Origin of the sequence: Streptomyces sp. NPDC006140 (genome assembly GCF_040628815.1) — a bacterium.
GTDB lineage: Bacteria > Actinomycetota > Actinomycetes > Streptomycetales > Streptomycetaceae > Streptomyces.
On sequence record NZ_JBEXTS010000005.1, the window covers coordinates 131,337 to 149,297 of the forward strand.

The following is a 17,961-nucleotide window of genomic DNA, read 5'->3' on the forward strand; positions in this document are numbered from 1 at the left end:
ACCGTATCCTCCAGTCCTGACCCGCGAGGAAGGCGCCATGATGGACAAGAAGGAAGCGCAGGAAGCCCTTGCTTCAGCCGACGCACTGGCATCCCGCATGCGTACGGGGGGCCGGCGGCCCGGACCCGTCGTTTTCGTCCTCGGCCTGGCGATGATGCTGATGACAGGCGCCTATGGACTGCTGGTCGAACCATCGTCGCGCTATGCCGTTCCGGTCGTCCTGCTCATTCCGTTCTTCGCCCTGGTGATCCACACGGCGACCCGCCCGGTACTGGCCCGCCACCACCGCGCCCTGTTCGCCGTGACGACGGCGGCCGGGGCGGCCGTCTACACGCTCACCGTCACACTCGGCACGGTCTTCTTCTCCGGCGAACCGCTCTGGTGGGCGCCCGGGGCGGTCCTGTGCGCCGTGCCCTTCTTCGTGATCGGCATCGTCGACCGCAGGGCGGCCCGCACCCCCGGGACCCGGCAGTGAAGCATCCGCGCAAGTCCCTCGACACCGTCATCCATGCGCCGGTGCGCTTCTCCATCGCCGCCGCGCTGGCCTCGGTCGACGAGGCCGACTTCAAGACCCTCCGCGACACGATCGAGATCACGGATTCGGCCCTGTCCAAGCAGATCGCCCTCTTGGAGCAGGCCGGGTACGTGAAGGTCCGCAAAGCCTTCGTGGGCAAGCGCGCCCGCACCTGGCTCTCCCTCACCGGCGACGGGCGTACGGCGTTCAACCGCCACTTGGCAGCCCTCCGTGACATCGCCGCGTGGGAACCCGAGCCGATCAGTGAGCCTGAGGACCATGGGACGCCTGAGAACAGCAGCCCGTGAGGGTTCCGGACCTCCCCCAGTTCGCCACGAGGCGACCCAAGAAGAGGAACCTGCCATGACCCGTTCAGCACAGTCAGCAGTGCACGGCACGATTCTCGCCGCCATGCTCGCCCTGGGCGCCCCACAGGCGTTTGCCGCTTCGGACGGCAACACCACTGGTTCCGCGCGCCCACCCGCGGCTTCCTCCGCGAACGCCTGGACACCGCCCACGGGTTTCACTCGCGAAGACTCCTTCTTCGGCACAGCCGCTGCCTGCGAGTCGACCGGCAGAAACGGCATCGCGGAGGGCAAGTGGAGCGCATACGTCTGCGTCCAGGCGGCTCCTTTCACGCCCTTCAGGGACCTCTACGTGAAGAAGTGAAGCCTCCCTCCTGGAGGGCAACACAAAAGGCCAGGTCACGAGCTACGTGACCTGGCCTTTACTGGAGCCGCCTTCGGGATTCGAACCCGAGACCTACGCATTACGAGTGCGTTGCTCTGGCCATCTGAGCTAAGGCGGCGCGCCGTCCGCACTATGGTGCGATCAGCAACGACGGTAAGTCTACACAGTTTCCGGGGGTGCTCCGTACCAGCCCCGGAGGGGAGCCCTCCGGGGCCGGGCGCAGTGGCTATGAGCAGCGTTTTCCGTCCTGGGGCGGGGTGCCGCGGAGCAGGTACGCGTTGATCGTGGAGTCGATGCAGGAGCTGCCGCGGCCGTAGGCCGTGTGGCCGTCGCCCTCGTAGGTGAGCAGGCGGGCCGAGGAGAGCTGGCCGGCCAGGGCCTCGGCCCAGCGGTACGGCGTCGCCGGGTCGCGGGTGGTGCCGACCACGACGATGGGCGCCGCCCCCTTGGCCTCGATGCGGTGCGGCTCGCCCGTGGCCCGCACGGGCCAGTACGCGCAGTTGAGGGCGGCCCAGGCCAGGCCCTCACCGAAGACCGGGGACGCCTTCTGGAACGCGGGCAGGGACCTGCGCACCTCGTCGGGGGTGTCGAAGGCGGGCGGCAGGTCCAGGCAGTTCACCGCCGCGTTGGCGAACATCAGGTTGCTGTAGCCGCCGTCGGCGTCCCGCTCGTAGTAGCCGTCGGACAGGGCGAGGAGCCCGGAACCGTCGTTCTTCTTCATCGCGGACGTCAGCGCCTCGCGCAGTTGCTGCCAGGCGCCCTCGTCGTACATGGCGGCGATCACACCGGTCGTGGCGAGCGACTCGGTCAGCTTGCGGCCATCGGCGTCACCGGTCCGGACGGGGCGCGCGTCCAGCTTCTCGAAGAACGCCTTGAGGTTCTCTCCGGCCTTCCCGGGCGAGGTGCCCGCGCCGCCCAGCGGGCAGTCGGGCTGCCGTACGCAGTCCCGCGCGAACGAGCGGAACGCCGTCTCGAAGCCCGCCGTCTGTTCGAGGTTCAGCCGCCGGGCGGGCAGCGACGGGTCCATCGCGCCGTCCAGCACCAGCCGGCCCGTCCGCTGCGGGAAGAGCCCGGCGTACGTCGCGCCGAGGAAGGTCCCGTAGGAGGCGCCGACGAAGTTGAGCTTCTCGTCGCCGAGCGACGCCCGCACGATGTCCATGTCCCGGGCCGCCTCCACCGTCGACACATGGCGCAGCAGCCTGGGCGCGTCCGCTCCGCAGCCCTCGGCGAACGTCCGGTACGCCGCGACCAGCCCGTCGGTCTCCTTCGCGTCGTCGGGCGTGGCGTCCGTCTGCGTGTACGCGTCCATCTCCGGCCCGTCCAGGCACTCGACGGGCTCGCTGCGGGCCACGCCGCGCGGGTCGACCGCCACCATGTCGTAGCGGGCCCGCACCTCGGACGGATAGCCGATGCCCGCGTACGCCTGCACGTATCCGATCGCCGAGCCGCCGGGCCCGCCGGGGTTCACCAGCAGCGAGCCGAGCCGCGCGCCCGGGCCGGTGGCCTTCTTGCGGGCGACGGCGAGCCGGACGTCGCCGCCGGACGGCTTGTCGTAGTCGAGCGGTGCCTTGACCGTGGCGCACTCGAAGCCCGGGACGCCGCAGCCGCGCCAGGCCGGCTTCTGCCGGTAGTACGGCGAGAGCGCCGCGGGGACGGGCCGCGGCAGCGCGACGAGGACGGCCGTGTCGGCCGCCGCGGAGGCGGCGGACGCGGCGGACGCGGTGGCCGTCGTCGAGCTTCCGGAGGAGCAGGCGGAGACGAGCAGCGCGGCCGTGGCGAGGAGGCCGGCCGCGGTCCTGGCTCCGCTGCGGGCCCTGCGGTGGAGGCCGCCGGAGCGGGGGGCCGAGGCGGTGGAGGCCGAAGCGGTCGGGGCCGAGGCGGTGCGGGGGGTACGCCTTGTGTACATCCAGTGAGCGTAACTCTGCGCGACGGAATGGATGCCCTGCGTGCGTGTCGTGCCTCGTACGAGTGACGCCGTCAATCACGCGCTTCAATCCCGCGAGTGCCCCGGAAGTGCCCCGCGAGTGCCCTCGCGAGCCGTGCGCGGCCTCGCCTCAGCCCGCTCTGAGCGCCATCGTCATCGCCTCCACCGCGAGCAGCGGCGCCACATTGCGGTCGAGCGCCTCACGGCAGGCGGCGATGGCCTCGATACAGCGGAGCGTGGACTCCGGGGAGCTGCCGCGGGCGAGGCGCTCCAGGGCGTCCTCGGCGTCCGCGTTGGCGATGGCCACGCGGGAGCCGAGCTGGAGGGCGAGGACGTCGCGGTAGAAGGCCGTGAGGTCGGTCAGGGCGAGGTCGAGGCTGTCGCGCTGCGTGCGCGTCCTGCGGCGCTTCTGCTTGTCCTCCAGGTCCTTCATCACCCCTGCGGTGCCGCGCGGCATGCGGCCGCCCTGGGACGCGCCGAGGGCGGCCTTCAGCTCCTCGGTCTCCTTGACGTCCGTCTCCTCCGCGAGCTGCTTGGCGTCCTCGGCGGCCGCGTCGACGAGCTCCTGGGCGGCCTTGAGCGCACTGCCGATGTCGTCCACCCGCAGCGGCAGCCGCAGCACGGCGGCCCGGCGCTCCCGCGCGGCCGGGTCGGTGGCCAGGCGGCGGGCCCGGTCGACGTGGCCCTGGGTCGCGCGGGCCGCCGCCGCGGCGACGTCCGGCTCGATGCCCTCGCGGCGGACGAGCATGTCGGCGACGGCGGCGACCGACGGCGTGCTCAGGTTCAGGTGGCGGCAGCGGGAGCGGATGGTCGGCAGGACGTCCTCGATGGAGGGGGCGCAGAGCAGCCAGACCGTGCGGGGGGCGGGCTCCTCCACGGCCTTGAGGACGGCGTTGGCCGACTTCTCGTTCAGCCGCTCGGCGTCCTCGACGAGGATGATCTGCCAGCGGCCGTTCGCGGGCGAGGTGAACGACTTGCGGACCGTGTCGCGCATGTCGTCGGCGAGGATCTGCGTGCCGACCGCGGCGACCGTGGTGACGTCGGCGTGCGTGCCGATCAGGGCCGTGTGGCAGCCGTCGCAGAAGCCGCAGCCCGGGGCTCCGCCGAGCGCGCGGTCGGGGCTGACGCACTGGAGGGCCGCCGCGAACGCCCGCGCCGCCTGGTTGCGGCCGGCTCCCGGCGGGCCCGTGAACAGCCACGCGTGCGTCATCTTCGACGCCTCGGGCGGCGGGGTGTCGGTCGCGGCCGCGGTGACCAGGGCGTCGGCGTCCCGGGCGGCAGCGGCCAGCTGCTCGCTCACCCTCTCCTGCCCGACGAGGTCGTCCCACACGGTCATGGGTCACGCCGCCCTTCCGTCACGTTCCGCCTTGCGAGGTCCATTGTGGGGGCGACCACTGACATCGCCTTCCGCGCCCGCCTGACCTGGCCGACAGCGCGGCAGGGCTGAGGCGATGGCCGTGCCGGGCAACGGCCGTGCCAGGGCCGTACCGCGCCCGTACGAGAGCCATGCCGAGGCCGCGCCGGAGCCGTGCGGCGGCCGTGCCACGGTCGGGCCGCGGCTCCTGGGGCAGACCCGGTCCAGCCCCGGTTCCTCCTATGACACTCCCGGCCCGGACACGGCGTCTGCGTCCGTCCGCCGGAGGCCTCAGCGACCCCGGCCGCCCCTGCCCCGGCGCCCCCGCCCCTCGTCCGACTCGTCCTCGTGCGGTCCGAGCAGCTCGTCCGCCAGCGAGGGCAGGTCGTCCAGCGGCGTCTCCTCGGCCCAGTCGGACCGCCTGCGGCGCGGGGTGCCCTCGGCGTCGACCTGGGGCAGCTCACGCGTCCGGTCCTCTGTTCCGTCGGGCCGGGCGGCCGGGGCGTCGTCCCGGAAGTAGCCGGGCGGCACCCGGTCCGTCGGTTCGTCACCGCGGACGGGCGGCAGCACGGCCGTCTCCTCGGCATCCCCGGGCCGCACGGGCGGCAGCACGGCCGTCTCCTCCGCGTCCCCGGAGCGCACAGCCCTGTCCTCGGCGCCCCCGGGCCGCACCGGCGGCAGCACAGCCGTCTCGTCCGTCGCCCCGGAGGGCACCTGGGGCAGCACCTCGGTCTCGTCCCGGGAACCGGCCCACGGGTCGGTCCCGGACCGAACCGGTGGCAGGACCTCCGTCTCCTCCCCCGCCCCCGGCGGAACCGGCGGCTTCGGCAGCTCGGCCGTCACCTCGGCGTCGGACACCCCCGAGGTCCGGGACGGGTCCTGCTCCTCGTCCCGCACGGGACGCAGCACGGTCGTGTCGTCCGCCGAGCCGCCCGGTGTCACCACGGGCGTCGGCACGGTCGCCGCGTCCTGTCCCGCCGCCGGACCGGAGGGGCGCTCCGGCGCGGGGCTCTTGGACATGGAGATCTTCGGGCCGGCCTCGGCCGCGGCGGTCGCCGCCTCCGCGAGCCGCCGTGCCTCCTCGGCCCGCAGCAGGGCCTCCTCGGCCTTGCGCTGCTTCTCCAGGCGGAGCGCCTCGGCCTCGGCACGCAGCCGGGCCTCCTCCTCGGCCTGCTTGCGGCGCCGTTCCTCCTCGGCCTTGCGGCGGGCCTCCTCCTCGGCCCGGGCCTTCTCCTCCGCGAGGAGCCGCGCCCGCTCCTCCTCGGCCTTCCTCCGCGCTTCCTCGGCCCGGCGCCGGGCCTCCTCCGCCTGCCGTTCGGCCTCGCGGCGCTGCGCCTCCTCCAGCTCGCGGCGCTTGCGCTCCTCCTCCTCGGCGCGCAGCTTGGCCAGCTGCTCCTGGCGCTCGCGCTCCAGGCGCTCCTCCTCGGCCTTGCGGGCGGCCTCTTCCTCGGCCTTGCGGCGGGCTTCCTCCTCGGCCTTCTTCCGGGCCTCCTCGCGGGCCTTGATCTCGGCCTCGGACAGCGGCAGCACCTGGTCGAGCCGGTGCCGGATGACGGTCGTGACGGCCTCGGGCTCCTGGCCGGCGTCCACCACCAGGTACCGCCCGGCGTCGGCCGCGGCCAGGGTGAGGAAACCGGCCCGCACGCGCGCGTGGAACTCGGCGGGCTCCGACTCCAGCCGGTCGGGCGCCTCGGTGAACCGCTCGCGCGCGGTCTCCGGCGCGACGTCCAACAGCACGGTCAGATGCGGCACGAGTCCGTCCGTCGCCCAGCGGTTGATCCGGGCGATCTCCGTCGGCGACAGGTCCCGGCCCGCGCCCTGGTAGGCCACGGAGGAGTCGATGTACCGGTCGGAGATGACGACCGCGCCGCGCTCCAGGGCGGGCCGTACGACGGTGTCGATGTGCTCGGCCCGGTCGGCCGCGTACAGCAGCGCCTCCGCGCGGTGCGACAGGCCCGCGCTCGACACGTCCAGCAGGATCGACCGCAGCCGCTTGCCCACCGGCGTCGCCCCCGGCTCACGGGTCAGCACGACCTCGTGGCCCTTGGCGCGGATCCACTCGGCGAGCGCCTCGGCCTGCGTGGACTTGCCGGCCCCGTCGCCGCCCTCCAGGGCGATGAAGAAGCCGGACGCGGCGGGCGCCTGCTCCGGGTCGTCGCCGCCGAGCAGCGCGTCCTTCAGGTCCTGCCGCAGCGGCACGCCGGAGCGGTCGTCGACCTTGGCCAGCACCAGCACGGCCACCGGCAGCAGCAGGGCGCCCGCCAGCATGAGCGTGAAGGCCGCGCCGCCGTGCGCGAAGACGAACTTGCCGCTCTCCAGCCGGTGCGGCCCGATGCCCGCGGCCACCACCGGGGCGATCACCGCGCCGAGCGCCACGCAGACGCGGACGACCGCGTGCAGGTGCTCCGTCGTACGGGACCGCCGGTACTCCTCGGTCTCCTGGTCGAGCAGGGTGTGCCCGATGTTGGCGGCCAGGCCGGCGCCGGCACCGGCCAGCGCGAGGATCAGCAGCACGCTGGTGACGTCCGGGACCAGGCCGGCGGCCAGCAGCGCGACACCGGTGAAGGCGATCGCCAGCGCGAGGAGCCGGCGGCGCGACAGGGCGGGCAGCAGGCGGGGCGCCGTACGGATGCCGACGACGACACCGCCGGTCAGCGCGGCCACGAACAGGCCGAACAGGACCGGGCCGCCGCCCAGGTCCTTGGCGTGCAGGACGGCCACGGCGACGGCGGCCGACACCGCGGTGGCGACGGCGGCGCAGGCCAGCACGAGCAGCGGCATCGCGCCGGTGCGGCCCTTCTCGGCGCCCGTGGTGGTCTTCGGGCGGCGCAGCCCTTCGAGCGGCGACCGCGCGCGCGGGGTGCGCGTGGCGGGCAGCTCCAGGAAGGTCAGCACGGACAGGGACGCGGCGAACAGCCCGGCGGCGACGTAGGAGGCGAGGGCCGCCTGGTGCTGGGCGAACCAGTCGATGCCGGCGCCCAGCAGGTTGTTGAAGAGGGCCGCGACGACGAGGGCGACGGCCGCGAGGGGGATCGCCACGAAGCCCGTGCGCAGCGACAGCCGGCGCAGGGCGTCCATGTGGTCCGGCAGCGGCCGGATGGTCGCGCCCTCCGGCGGCGGGGCGGGCAGCAGGGCGGGGGCCGCGCTCTCGCGGCACACCGTCCAGAACCGCTCGGCGACTCCCGTCACGAAGGCCGTGACGAGGAGGATGGCCAGCGCGTCCTGCGGCGTCCAGTCGATCCACAGGGGCGCGACGATGAGCAGCGCGGCGCGCAGCCCGTCCGCGCCGACCATGGTCCAGCGGCGGTCGAGCGGGCCGTCCTGGGAGGTGAGCGCGGTGAGCGGCCCGAGGAGCACGGCGCCGAAGAGGAGCGTCGCGAGGATGCGCACCCCGAAAACGGTCGCCACTGCGAACGCCACGCCTCGGTAGCCGCCCCCGAACGAGCCCTCCGCGATGGACGCCTGGAGGGCGAGGACGACCAGCACGAGGAGCGCGAGGGTGTCGCCCACGCCTCCCACGAGCTGGGCGCTCCACAACCGCTTCAGCTGCGGACGGCGCAGCAGGGCGCGGACGGCACGCTCGCGGGAGTCCGCGACCAGGGCGTCGTCGGGGGCCGGCTGAGGGGCCGTAGGGTGCTCGGCTCGCGTCATGCATTCAGCCTATCGGGAGGCACCGACACCCCGGGCCGCCCGGCCTGGCATGCGCACGCCCCGACACCGAAGTGTTGCCGGGGCGTTCGCTTTCCGAACCCTGGGCGAAGCCCCGGACCTTGGCGGCCCGGGCCCGCGACGGGTCCTCGACCTGTCTTCACCAGGCCTGAACGGCCTCAGTCCTCCGCCGACTTCGCGGCGGTCGCCGTCTTGGCGGCCGTCTTCTTCGCGGTGGTGGTCTTCTTCGCCGTCGTCTTCTTGGCCGTCGTCTTCTTCGCGGTCGTGGTCTTCTTCGCCGCGGTCTTCTTGGCCGCCGTCGCCGTCTTCTTCGCCGGCGCCTTCTTGGCCGCCTTCTTCGCGGTCTTCTTCGCCGGCCCCTTCGCGCGCTTCTCGGCGAGCAGCTCGAATCCGCGCTCCGGGGTGATCGTCTCGACGCTGTCGCCGGAGCGCAGGGTCGCGTTGGTCTCGCCGTCGGTGACGTACGGCCCGAAGCGGCCGTCCTTGACGACGACCGGCTTCTCGCTGACCGGGTCGGTGCCCAGTTCCTTCAGCGGCGGCTTGGCGGCGGCCCGGCCACGCTGCTTGGGCTGGGCGTAGATCGCCAGCGCCTCCTCCAGCGTGATCGTGAAGAGCTGCTCCTCGGACTGGAGCGAGCGCGAGTCCGTGCCCTTCTTCAGGTACGGGCCGTAGCGGCCGTTCTGCGCGGTGATCTCCTGGCCCTCGGCGTCCGTGCCGACGACGCGCGGCAGCGACATCAGCTTCAGGGCGTCGTCGAGGGTCACCGTGTCCAGCGACATCGACTTGAAGAGGGACGCCGTGCGCGGCTTGACCGCGTTCTTGCCCGTCTTCGGGGTGCCCTCGGGGAAAACCTCCGTCACGTACGGGCCGTAGCGGCCGTCCTTGGCGACGATCGTGTGGCCGGTGGCCGGGTCCGTGCCCAGCTCGAAGTCACCGCTGGGCTTGGCCAGCAGCTCCTCGGCCAGCTCCACGGACAGCTCGTCCGGGGCGAGGTCGTCGGGGATGTCGGCGCGCTGGTGCTGCTCGGTGTCCTTCTCGCCGCGCTCGATGTAGGGGCCGTAGCGCCCGACGCGCAGCACGATGTCGTTGCCCACGGGGAACGACGACACCTCGCGCGCGTCGATCGCGCCCAGGTCGGTGACCAGTTCCTTGAGGCCGCCGAGGTGGTCCCCGTCGCCGTTGCCGGCGTCGGCCGCGTCGCCGTTGCTGCCGCCCTCGCCGAAGTAGAACCGCTTCAGCCACGGCACGGCCTGCGCCTCGCCGCGGGCGATGCGGTCGAGGTCGTCCTCCATCTTGGCGGTGAAGTCGTAGTCGACCAGCCGCCCGAAGTGCTTCTCCAGGAGGTTGACCACGGCGAAGGACAGGAAGGACGGCACGAGCGCCGTGCCCTTCTTGAACACGTAGCCGCGGTCCAGGATCGTGCCGATGATCGACGCGTACGTCGACGGGCGGCCGATCTCGCGCTCTTCCAGCTCCTTGACCAGGGAGGCCTCGGTGTAGCGGGCCGGGGGCTTGGTGGCGTGCCCGTCGACCGTGATCTCCTCGGCGCTCAGGGCGTCGCCCTGGGAGACCTGGGGCAGCCGGCGCTCGCGGTCGTCGAGCTCGGCGTTCGGGTCGTCGGCGCCCTCGACGTAGGCCTTGAGGAAGCCGTGGAAGGTGATCGTCTTGCCGGACGCGCTGAACTCGACGTCCCGGCCGTCGGAGGCGGTGCCGCCGATCTTGACCGTGACGCTGTTGCCGGTCGCGTCCTTCATCTGGGAGGCGACGGTCCGCTTCCAGATCAGCTCGTAGAGCTTGAACTGGTCGCCGGTCAGTCCGGTCTCGGCGGGAGTGCGGAAACGATCACCCGAGGGGCGGATCGCCTCGTGGGCCTCCTGCGCGTTCTTGACCTTCCCGGCGTACGTCCGCGGCTGCGGCGGCAGGTAGTCGGCGCCGTACAGCTGCGTGACCTGGGCGCGGGCGGCGGCGACCGCCGTGTCGCTCAGGGTCGTGGAGTCCGTACGCATGTACGTGATGTAGCCGTTCTCGTACAGCTTCTGCGCGATCTGCATCGTGGCCTTCGCGCCGAAGCCGAGCTTGCGGCTGGCCTCCTGCTGCAGCGTCGTCGTACGGAACGGGGCGTACGGCGAGCGGCGGTAGGGCTTGGACTCGACCGAGCGGACGGCGAACCGCGTCTGCTCCAGGGCGGCGGCCAGGGCGCGGGCGTTCGCCTCGTCGAGGTGGAGGGTGTTCGCGCTCTTCAGTTGTCCCAGGGAGTCGAAGTCGCGGCCCTGCGCGACCCGCCTGCCGTCGACGGTCTGCAGGCGCGCGACCAGCGACGACGGGTCCGACGGGTCTCCCGCGCGGCCGGTCGCGAAGGTGCCCGTCAGGTCCCAGTACTCAGCCGAACGAAAGGCGATGCGCTCGCGTTCCCGCTCCACGACGAGACGGGTGGCGACGGACTGGACACGGCCCGCGGACAGCCGCGGCATGACCTTCTTCCACAGGACCGGCGAGACCTCGTAGCCGTAGAGGCGGTCGAGGATGCGGCGGGTCTCCTGGGCGTCGACGAGCTTCTGGTTGAGCTGGCGCGGGTTGGCCACGGCGGCCTGGATCGCGGCCTTGGTGATCTCGTGGAAGACCATCCGCTTGACCGGGACCTTCGGCTTGAGCACCTCCTGGAGGTGCCAGGCGATGGCCTCGCCCTCGCGGTCCTCATCGGTGGCGAGGAAGAGCTCGTCGGAGTCCTTCAGCAGGTCCTTGAGCTTCTTGACCTGTGCCTTCTTATCGGCGTTGACCACATAGATCGGCTGGAAGTCGTGGTCGACGTCCACACCGAGCCGACGGACCTCGCCGGTGTACTTCTCGGGCACCTCGGCGGCGCCGTTGGGAAGGTCGCGGATGTGCCCGACGCTCGCCTCGACGGTGTATCCGGGCCCGAGATAGCCCTTGATCGTCTTCGCCTTGGCAGGCGACTCGACGATGACGAGTCGGCGGCCGCCCTTCGCGGTCTCGCTGGTCGGGGACAACTTCGCTCTTCTCTCCGGTCGACGCTGGGCCTCCCCGGAGTCGCTTACCGGGGCTGGGTAGGTGGTGACGCTGCGGAGTGTGACGGTACAGCCCGCCCCCGTGTCAAACGGGAAAAGCCCGCAACGGCCACTCGAACGGTAACCCGACTACCACCAATCCTGCCGCCCGGAGTACCCAGAGCAAGCCCGGCCCTGCGCGGAGCGCGACCTCCCGGTCACGGGCGGGTACGTCTCCCGCCCGGGGCTCACAGGCGGGTGAAGCACCACGTTCCGACCACGAGGGCGAGCACCGCGACGACGCTCGCGAGGGTCGCCGACGCGGCCGGCCGCACACCGTGGGCGACGGGCCGGTGCTGACGCACGCGCGTCACGGTCCAGGCCAGCAGTCCCCCTCCGAACAGGGAGAACACCGCTCCCGCGAAGATCGCCGGTTCGCTCTCCATGGCCCGCCGTGCCCCTTTTCTCCCGTCCGTGACTCTCCAGCCCCGGGAGGCTGACACGCGCGGGCGGCGGGCAGGCGAACCCGAGGTGAACTCGGGGGCGACGCGGCTGCCGATCAAGGACGTCCAGCCCCTCACGGCCCCTTTCGGACGAGGTGTTCAAATCGACTCGAATTTGTTGGCGGGCCTCCTCGGCGGAACCCGCTCCGGGCCCCTCAGCCGGCCGGCTCCAGGAACCCCTGCTCCACCAGCAGCCGGATCTGCGCCGGTGTGCGGTCGCGCAGCAGCACCGGGTCCTCGCCGACCAGCTGGGCGATGGCGTCGAGGATGCGGCCGGCGCTCATCGTGCCGTCGCACACGCCCGCGAAGCCCGCGCCGACCGTGTCCACCCGGGTCGCCCGGCGCATGCCGCGGTTCTGCCGCAGCACCACGTGCTCCGGGTCCTCGGCGCCGGGCAGCCCGACCTGCTCCTGCACGATCTCGGCGGCGAGCCGGAAGTGCCCTTCGAGCAGGGCGGCGTCGTCGTGCTCGCGCAGGTAGTCGAGCCGGTCGAAGTGGTTCCGGATGGTGTCGCCGAGCGGCTGCTCGACCGGATGCGGCCACTCCTCCACCGTGAGGGAGGGCACGGCGGCGTCCGTCCTGCGCAGGGTGATCCAGCCGAAGCCGACGGCCTTCACCTTGCGCGCCTCGAACTCGTCGAGCCACGCGTCGTACCGCGCCTGGTACTCCGCCGCGTCGCCGCGGTGGTCGCCCGCGTCCCGCAGCCACAGCTCGGCGTACTGGTTGACGTCCTGCACCTCGCGCTGCACGATCCACGCGTCGCAGCCCCGGGGCACCCACGACCTGAGCCTGTCCTGCCAGTCCTCCCCTTCCACGTGCTGCCAGTTGGCGAGGAACTGCGCGAACCCGCCCTCGTTCAGCCGTTCCCCTGCCTCCTGAACGAGCGTGCGGCACAGATCGTCCCCGCCCATGCCGCCGTCGCGGTAGGTGAGCCGGGCACCGGGCGAGATCACGAACGGCGGGTTGGAGACGATCAGGTCGTACCGCTCGTCCTCGCGGACCGGCGCGAAGAGGGAGCCCTCGCGCAGATCGGCGGCCGGGGTGCCGGACAGCGCCAGCGTGAGGGCGGTGATGTGCAGGGCGCGCGGGTTGAGGTCGGTGGCCGTCACACGGGTGGCGTGCTGCGCGGCGTGCAGGGCCTGGATGCCGGAGCCGGTGCCGAGGTCGAGGGCGGCGGCGACGGGCGTGCGGACGGTGATGCCGGCGAGGGTCGTGGAGGCGCCGCCGACCCCGAGGACGACCCCTTCGTCGTGCCGGCCGATCCCGCCGGCGCCGCCGACGGCGCAGCCGAGGTCCGACACGATGAACCAGTCCTCGCCGCCGGGGCCGCCGTAGGGCCGGACGTCCACCGCGGCGGCGAGCTCGTCGCCGCCGGCGGGCACCAGCCAGCCGCTCTCCAGGCAGGCGTCGACGGGCAGGACGTCCGCCACGCGCGCGTGCGGCACGGGCTGCTGGAGCAGGAACAGCCGGACGAGCATCTCCAGCGGCGTGTCCCCGCGGGTGGCCCGGAGCGCGGGCACGGTCTCGCTCCGGGCCAGCGCCGCGTACGCGGGGGCGCCGAGCAGTTCGAGCAGTCCGTCGGCCGTGAAGGAGGCCGCGAGCAGGGCCTCCCGGAGCCGGGCGGCGACCTCGGGGCGGTCGGTGGAGGGCAGCGGGGACAGGGGTGACTGACTGGCGTTACTCACGCCCCCATTGTGGCCGTCGGCACCGGTGTCGCACGTGCCCGTACCGGGTATCGCGCGCGTCCTCGCCGGTGCGGACCGCGGCGTCCTGCTCGCGACCGCCAGTCACCCTGGGCCCTTGTGTCGCCCTCGCCCCATGCGTCCCGGGCCAGAGGCCACACTGGCCCCAGCGGGCCGCCCTCGTCCCAGAAGCCTCTACTCACCCACTCAGCTCTGCGTGGCCCCCGCCGACGCCGTGGCCGCCTTGCAGCTCGACTGACGGGCCATCGCCTGGCCGACCTCGCCCTCCTCCAGGTTCCGGAGCGCGTCGTTCCCGCTCTTGCTCAGCTTGTCCAGCTCGGTGGCGATGTCCTTGAGGCCGTCGGCGAACTTCCCCTGGTCCTTCGTGTCCAGCCCGTCGACCTGCTTCTTCAGGTCGGCGTAGGACGAGGAGATGGAGTTGAGCTCCGTGACGGCGTCCTTCTGCTTCTTCTCACCGTTCTCGACGTCCGGCGCCCCGGCCTTGTTCACCGCGGCCCCGATCGCCTTGTAGGCGTCGGACATGTCCTGGAAGGCCTGCGCGTCGGTCTTCTGGACGTCCTCCGGCGTGCTGTTGTCCGAGGTCTCCTTCTGGATCGCGGCATTGGCCGACTCGATCTTCTTGGCCTGCGGCTGCACGGCGTCACAGACCTGCTTGGCCCAGGAGTCCAGCTTCTCGTTGTCGTCGCCGCCGCAGCCCGACAGCGCCAGTACCAGTACCGCACCGCCGGACAGTGCGGCCGCGAGCTTCTTGTTCACCGGTTTGGTCCCTTCCATGGCTCTCGGCCCCGGAACATACACGCCAGATGCACGGCAACCGCACGCCGAACGTCTATTAAGACCTTTTTGTAACCTTTTGCACCAAGCGAGAGAAGGCTCACGGCGTGGTCGTGTACACACAAGAGCGGGCGGGCGTCGCGCCAACGCGCTCCGCCCGCCCGCACCTTGAGCTGGGGCTTGGAGGACCTCCCTACGAAACGACCGCCGGGTCGGCCGACTTGGGCTCCGGCTCGGCGTTGTCTTCGTCACCCATGGCGATCCCGCGCCGCTTTGACACGTACACCGCGCCGACGATCACGAGGAACGCGATGGCCGCGATCAGGATCCGCAGCCCGATGCTCTTGTCGGCGCCGTAGGAGAAGTTGATCACCGCGGGCGCGATGAGCAGCGACACCAGGTTCATGACCTTGAGCAGCGGGTTGATCGCGGGACCGGCGGTGTCCTTGAAGGGGTCGCCGACCGTGTCGCCGATGACCGTAGCGGCGTGGGCCTCGCTGCCCTTGCCGCCGTGGTGGCCGTCCTCGACGAGCTTCTTGGCGTTGTCCCAGGCGCCACCGGAGTTGGCGAGGAACACCGCCATCAGCGTGCCCGCGCCGATCGCGCCCGCCAGGAACGCGCCGAGCGGACCGACGCCGAGCGTGAACCCGATGAAGATGGGCGCCATGACGGCGAGCAGGCCGGGGGTCGCGAGTTCCCTGAGCGCGTCCCTCGTACAGATGTCGACGACCTTGCCGTACTCCGGTTTCTCGCTGTAGTCCATGATCCCGGGCCGCTCCCGGAACTGCCGCCGCACCTCGAAGACCACGGAACCCGCCGACCGCGACACGGCGTTGATCGCCAGCCCCGAGAAGAGGAAGACGACCGCCGCGCCCGCGACGAGCCCCACCAGGTTGTTGGGCTGCGAAATGTCCATCATCAGGCTCATCGGCGCGCCCGGCCCGGACAACTCCTCGCCCACGTCCCGCGCGCCGGTGATGATCGCGTCCCGGTAGGACCCGAACAGCGCCGCCGCCGCGAGCACGGCCGTGGCGATCGCGATGCCCTTGGTAATCGCCTTGGTGGTGTTGCCGACCGCGTCCAGGTTGGTGAGCACCTGCGCGCCCGCGCCCTCGACGTCGCCGGACATCTCCGCGATGCCCTGCGCGTTGTCGGAGACCGGCCCGAAGGTGTCCATCGCGACGATCACACCGACCGTGGTGAGCAGGCCGGTGCCGGCCAGCGCCACAGCGAACAGCGCCAGCATGATCGACGTACCGCCGAGCAGGAACGCCCCGTACACGCCCAGGCCGATCAACAGCGCGGTGTAGACGGCGGATTCGAGACCGACGGAGATACCGGCGAGGACGACGGTGGCCGGGCCGGTGAGCGAGGTCTTGCCGATGTCCCGCACGGGCCGGCGGGTGGTCTCCGTGAAGTAGCCGGTCAGTTGCTGGATCAGGGCGGCGAGCACGATGCCGATGGCCACCGCGACGAGCGCGAGGATCCGCGGGTCGCCGTCCTTGCCCTGGATCGCGGCGTCGGTGACGCCGTCCAGCTCCGAATACTTGCCCGGAAGGTAGACGAAGACGGCCACCGCCACCAGCACCAGCGAGATCACCGCGGAGATGAAGAACCCGCGGTTGATGGCGCTCATGCCGCTGCGGTCGGCGCGCCTCGGCGCCACCGCGAAGATGCCGATCATCGCCGTGATCACACCGATGGCCGGCACCAGCAGCGGGAAACCGAGCCCCGCGTCGCCGAAGGCCGCCGAGCCCAGGATCAGCGCGGCGACCAGCGTCACGGCGTACGACTCGAAGAGGTCGGCGGCCATGCCCGCGCAGTCGCCGACGTTGTCGCCCACGTTGTCGGCGATGGTCGCGGCATTGCGCGGATCGTCCTCCGGAATGCCCTGCTCGACCTTGCCGACCAGGTCGGCGCCGACGTCGGCGGCCTTGGTGAAGATGCCGCCGCCGACCCGCATGAACATCGCGATCAGCGCGGCCCCGAGACCGAATCCCTCCAGCACCTTCGGCGCGTCGGCCGCGTACACCAGCACCACGCAGGAGGCACCGAGCAGGCCGAGGCCCACCGTGAACATGCCGACCACGCCGCCGGTGCGAAATGCGATCTTCATCGCTTTGTGCGAGACGGCGGTCAGATCTTTTTCCGGCTCGCCTGCCGCCGGGGTCGCTTCACGCGCCGCCGCGGCGACACGCACATTGCTGCGTACGGCGAGCCACATGCCGATATAGCCGGTGGCCGCCGAGAACGCCGCTCCGATCAGGAAGAACACCGACCGTCCGACACGCTGATTCCAGTCGTCAGCGGGCAGCAGCATGAGCAGGAAGAACACGACGACGGCGAATACGCCGAGCGTGCGCAGCTGGCGTGCCAGATAGGCGTTCGCGCCTTCCTGGACCGCCGCCGCGATCTTCTTCATGCTGTCGGTGCCCTCGCCGGCCGCGAGTACCTGGCGCACCAGGACGCCCGCGACCGCGAGCGCCGCCAGCGCGACGACCGCGATGACCACGACGAGAACGCGGTTGCCATCGGTCAGTACGGCGGCTGCGAGGTCTGTGGGATGGCCCGACTGTGGTGAGATGGAAAGCCCCGCCATTCGTCCTCCTTGACGCTTGGGCTGAGCTCAAGATGTGGACGGGATTGTAGGTACCGGAACCTGATCAAAACAGAGCGCGATAAACGGAATTGGCCTTCTGCAGTAATGCCCTGAAAGCATTCTGGGACTGCCGCGGAGCACGCGAATGATCGTGAACGAATTCACGCGATGAACGGCACAGGAACTACTGTAAAGGCGAGCACTGACACCCGCACATGGCGAAGGGCCCCACGAGTGGGGCCCTTCGGAAGAACGGTGTGCGCGGTGGCCGGTCAGGCCAGGATGGTGGGCGGCGGCGTGGTCGGCCAGGTCATCTTGATCGATCCGCCGTGCTCACCCGCGCTGACCTCGACGTCGTCGACGAGGCCGCTGATGACCGCGAGGCCCATCTCGTCCTCGTCGGCCTCCCCGTCGGGGTCGCCGGGCCCGGCGCCGGGCCCGCGCTCGCCGGGGACCGCGTGCGGGGCCTCGTCGCCGACCTCGATGGAGAACTGTTTCTCCTCCTCGATCAGCAGCACCTTCACCGGTGCCGAGATCCCGCCTGTCTGATGCAGTCCGACGGCACGGGTGCACGCCTCGCCGACGGCGAGCCTGACCTCGTCGAGGACGGCCTCGTCCACTCCGGCCCTGCGCGCCACCGCTGCCGCCACCAGCCGGGCGGTCCTGACGTGCTCGGGCAGCGCGCTGAAGCGGAGCTCAACGGTGGCCATGCATCCCCCTCGCAACTACGGGCGTGCTGTCGGGAGGCACCGGGCCGCCGAAAGCCCGGGCCCCCTCGGTCTTCACTTCTGCGGAACTCGTACCGCACTGCGGCGGGCCCGGGCACACGGCCCGGGTCCCATCTCAGTCGGTGGCCGCTACCGCTTCCTCGACCGAGGTGTGAATGGGGAACACCTTGGTGAGGCCGGTGATGCGGAAGATCTTCAGAATGCGCTCCTGGTTGCAGACCAGGCGCAGGGAGCCCTCATGGGCCCGCACACGCTTGAGGCCGCCGACCAGTACGCCGAGCCCGGTGGAGTCGAGGAAGTCCACGCCCTCCATGTCGACGACAAGGTGGAAACTGCCGTCGTTCACCAGCTCGACCAACTGCTCGCGCAGCTTGGGCGCGGTATATACGTCGATTTCGCCACCGACCCTGACGATCGTGCGATCGCCCATGGTCTCGGTCGACAGGGACAGGTCCACGGATCCTCCAGCACCTTGCTATCGAGCGGTCGCCCTTGGGG

13 protein-coding genes and 1 tRNA gene are annotated in these 17,961 nt (G+C 71.7%); 3 read left to right on the top strand and 11 right to left on the bottom strand.

Annotation, left to right across the window (positions count from 1 at the left end; genetic code table 11):
• Nucleotides 1–37 precede the first annotated feature (37 nt).
• Genes ABZ386_RS16255 through ABZ386_RS16265 form a run of 3 tightly spaced genes read left to right on the top strand, consistent with a single transcriptional unit; the run spans nt 38 to nt 1,183 of the window.
• Nucleotides 38–475 (top strand): hypothetical protein, encoded by a 438-nt coding sequence (locus tag ABZ386_RS16255; RefSeq protein WP_351339632.1) that lies wholly within the window; start codon nt 38–40, stop codon nt 473–475.
• On the top strand, nt 472–822 hold the full coding sequence (locus ABZ386_RS16260; RefSeq protein WP_351339629.1) for a transcriptional regulator: 351 nt from the start codon (nt 472–474) through the stop codon (nt 820–822). Before ABZ386_RS16255 ends, ABZ386_RS16260 begins: the two co-directional genes overlap by 4 nt.
• A 55-nt stretch (nt 823–877) precedes the next feature.
• Nucleotides 878–1,183 (top strand): hypothetical protein, encoded by a 306-nt coding sequence (locus ABZ386_RS16265; RefSeq protein WP_355713056.1) that lies wholly within the window; start codon nt 878–880, stop codon nt 1,181–1,183.
• Between the two features lie 62 nt (nt 1,184–1,245).
• Here ABZ386_RS16265 and ABZ386_RS16270 read toward each other — a convergent pair.
• The 11 genes from ABZ386_RS16270 to bldG all read right to left on the bottom strand — a co-directional run bounded on the left by ABZ386_RS16270 (nt 1,246) and on the right by bldG (nt 17,920).
• Nucleotides 1,246–1,322: transfer RNA gene (locus tag ABZ386_RS16270), tRNA-Thr, on the bottom strand.
• 108 nt (nt 1,323–1,430) lie between these two features.
• Entirely contained in the window at nt 1,431–3,110 is a 1,680-nt protein-coding gene (locus ABZ386_RS16275) for an alpha/beta hydrolase (RefSeq protein WP_356617113.1), read from the bottom strand.
• A gap of 148 nt (nt 3,111–3,258) precedes the next feature.
• Nucleotides 3,259–4,464 carry a DNA polymerase III subunit delta' gene (locus ABZ386_RS16280; RefSeq protein ID WP_356504478.1) on the bottom strand — a complete coding sequence of 402 codons (1,206 nt, stop codon included), beginning with the start codon at nt 4,462–4,464 and terminating at the stop codon, nt 3,259–3,261.
• Nucleotides 4,465–4,773: 309 nt separating this feature from the next.
• Nucleotides 4,774–8,133 carry a dTMP kinase gene (gene tmk / locus ABZ386_RS16285; protein ID WP_358964937.1) on the bottom strand — a complete coding sequence of 1,120 codons (3,360 nt, stop codon included), beginning with the start codon at nt 8,131–8,133 and terminating at the stop codon, nt 4,774–4,776.
• A 176-nt stretch (nt 8,134–8,309) separates the two neighbouring features.
• A complete protein-coding gene (gene topA / locus ABZ386_RS16290; protein ID WP_351339618.1) occupies nt 8,310–11,159 on the bottom strand; it encodes a type I DNA topoisomerase in 2,850 nt (949 codons plus the stop codon).
• Between the two features lie 245 nt (nt 11,160–11,404).
• Nucleotides 11,405–11,602: a hypothetical protein gene (locus tag ABZ386_RS16295; RefSeq protein WP_351339615.1), complete on the bottom strand. Its 198-nt coding sequence runs from the start codon at nt 11,600–11,602 to the stop codon at nt 11,405–11,407.
• Nucleotides 11,603–11,814: 212 nt separating this feature from the next.
• Nucleotides 11,815–13,344: a class I SAM-dependent methyltransferase gene (locus tag ABZ386_RS16300; protein WP_351339612.1), complete on the bottom strand. Its 1,530-nt coding sequence runs from the start codon at nt 13,342–13,344 to the stop codon at nt 11,815–11,817.
• Nucleotides 13,345–13,548: 204 nt separating this feature from the next.
• Nucleotides 13,549–14,136: a small secreted protein gene (locus tag ABZ386_RS16305; RefSeq protein WP_114254509.1), complete on the bottom strand. Its 588-nt coding sequence runs from the start codon at nt 14,134–14,136 to the stop codon at nt 13,549–13,551.
• 193 nt (nt 14,137–14,329) lie between these two features.
• Nucleotides 14,330–16,735, bottom strand: a complete 2,406-nt coding sequence (locus tag ABZ386_RS16310; protein ID WP_358964938.1) for a sodium-translocating pyrophosphatase — start codon at nt 16,733–16,735, stop codon at nt 14,330–14,332.
• A 272-nt stretch (nt 16,736–17,007) separates the two neighbouring features.
• Nucleotides 17,008–17,445, bottom strand: a complete 438-nt coding sequence (locus ABZ386_RS16315; protein WP_010044201.1) for an ATP-binding protein — start codon at nt 17,443–17,445, stop codon at nt 17,008–17,010.
• Between the two features lie 133 nt (nt 17,446–17,578).
• A complete protein-coding gene (gene bldG, locus ABZ386_RS16320) occupies nt 17,579–17,920 on the bottom strand; it encodes an anti-sigma factor antagonist BldG (RefSeq protein WP_003991900.1) in 342 nt (113 codons plus the stop codon).
• Nucleotides 17,921–17,961 lie beyond the last annotated feature (41 nt).